The sequence below is a fragment of the uncultured Mycobacterium sp. genome (genome assembly GCF_964249325.1).
Lineage (GTDB): Bacteria > Actinomycetota > Actinomycetes > Mycobacteriales > Mycobacteriaceae > Mycobacterium.
In genome coordinates, this window is the sequence record NZ_CAXUCH010000415.1 from 1 (window position 1) to 2,073 (window position 2,073).

Genomic DNA, 2,073 nt, shown 5'->3' on the forward strand with positions numbered 1-2,073 from the left:
CAGCGGGGTCGCTCAGGTACGGATCGCCTGCCCCGCCGGCGCCGGGCCCGGGTGACAGGGCCGGGTCGGGCTGTGCGGGCGGCTCCGGTGACGGGGCGGCGGGCGGATCGTCGGGCGGCGGACCGTCCGGGGAGCCGGCTGCGGCATCTGCGGCGTACAGGTCGCTCAGCGCGCGTGCCGCCTTGGCCTGATCGTCGGCGGTCAAACTGCCCGACGTCACCACGTCGCCGATGTTTTTGACCTGGCTGCGTAAAAACCTCAGGAACGCCTGCTCGCCGGCGGGCGTGTCCAGCGACAAGGCCGGGTTGTTCACCGCGTCGACGATCGTGTGCTGGATGTCGTTGAGCTTCTGCTGCCCGGCGCTCGTGGCGGCGTGCGCGTTGAGCAACACCTCCGATAACTGCTCCTCGGCCTGGCTGATTTTGGTGTAGCGCTGCTTGAGGTCCTCGTGCAGCTTTGCGACCGCGTCGGCGGCGCGCCCCGACTGCTGTTCGTCGGTCGGCAGCACCGGCGCCGGCGGAGGGCTATCCGGTTTGGTGAACTGCTCTTCCGAGATCGGGGTGCCGGGCTTGTCGAAGTACGATTTCTTGCCGTCCGGGCCGACCGTGTAGTAGTCGCCGGCGCCGTTCTTCGGTGTCAGCAGCCCGGTCTGCGGGTCGGTGTAAAGACCGTTGTCCGCGGCGGGTATCCCGCCCAGCAGCGCAGAGACTTGCCGGCCGAGCTCGTCGAGCGGCGCGTATCGCCCGTCATCGGTTTTGCGGTACACCACCGGTTTGATCGCAGCGCCGGGGCGGCCGTCGGCGCCCAGCAGCGACACCGTGCCGTCGTCGTTTTGCACCCAATCCTGCTTGGATGCCGCATCGTGGTAGATCACCGTGCCGTCTGCCGGCAGGCGGGTGCCGTCGCCGAACACCAGGTGGCGGTCTTGGTGCACGTTGTCGGTGTCGAAGTGGATATTGGGGTCTCCGTAGGCTTGGCGGGCCTCGTCGAGCACCCTGCCCCAGTACGGGTCGGCCGAGCCGATGTAGAAGTTCGCGTCCGGCGGCGCCCATCCTTGCTCCCAGCCCTCGGCCACGGAGTCCGGTCGAACACCCCAATGTGTTTGTTCACGAAAGTGTTTCGGGCCGCTCACACCGTTTCCTCGCTATGTCCTGGCGCGCGCACCGCACGCGCTGCGTGTCGATTGGCGAATGGGCGCCTCAGAATTGGCCGCGGCCCAGGTTGTCTTCCAGCTCGCGCGAAGCGGCGAACACCGGAGGGTCCACCGGCGGGTCGTCGCCGCCGAATACCTGCTGTGCCCGCGACAAAACCGCCAACACGTGATCGACTTGCTGCTCTAAACCGCCCTGCACAGCGTGGTCCTTTCCACATGGTTGGTTTGAGCCTAATGCCGCCGATCGGTGAGGCTGTGCACGATTTTTTGTCGGCTCACATCACCGGCACCGGCCGGCGCGCGACATACGACGACGGCATCCGGGCGATGCGCACCACATCTCCCGGTGTCGGCGCGTGGATGACTTCTGTCGGTGAAATGGCCAGCTGCACATGGCCAGGGCCCGGTGTACCGCCTTCTCCAAAGGAGTCTTTTGGGAAAATCAGGTCGCCGGCGCGAACCTGCCCCGCTGGCACGGGAATTCCGTCATCAAACTGACGATAGGTGTCGGCTCCCAGCTGTACGCCCGCCTGCCGCCACGCCCACCAGGTGAGCCCCGAGCAGTCAAACGCGTTGGGCCCCTTCGCTCCCCACACATACGGACGCCCGAGCCGGCTTAGCGCCGCCTTGACCGCCGCCTCACCCGGGCCGCCGGGCACCCGCTCGCCACGCGAATCGGTTGCCCGCGATAACGTGCTAGGCGGGTGGCGGCGAGCCCCGGCCAAAGCGGACAGACCCGAAAGCGCCGGCAACACCAACCCACCACCGGGCGGCACGCCCCCACCTAAACCGCCTGCGCCCGAAGCTATCCCAGACAGTGGCATCCCCATGCCGGCAGCGCCACGGCGCCGATACGCCAGGGCGCGCACCAGCGCACTCAGCTGCGCATCGCGTGCCCGGTAGGCGGCCACCACCTGCTG

Annotated in this window: 3 protein-coding genes; all 3 read right to left on the reverse strand. The window is 68.0% G+C overall.

Annotated features, from left to right (window positions below):
* Window positions 1-1,132 (reverse strand): DUF4226 domain-containing protein (locus tag ACFE99_RS25295; protein ID WP_375489658.1); only part of this gene is annotated, 1,132 nt, incomplete at its 3' end.
* 67 nt (window positions 1,133-1,199) lie between these two features.
* Window positions 1,200-1,352 (reverse strand): hypothetical protein, encoded by a 153-nt coding sequence (locus ACFE99_RS25300; protein ID WP_375489660.1) that lies wholly within the window; start codon window positions 1,350-1,352, stop codon window positions 1,200-1,202.
* 76 nt (window positions 1,353-1,428) lie between these two features.
* Window positions 1,429-2,073: C40 family peptidase (locus tag ACFE99_RS25305; RefSeq protein ID WP_375489662.1), on the reverse strand; the 645-nt coding region annotated here is incomplete at its 5' end.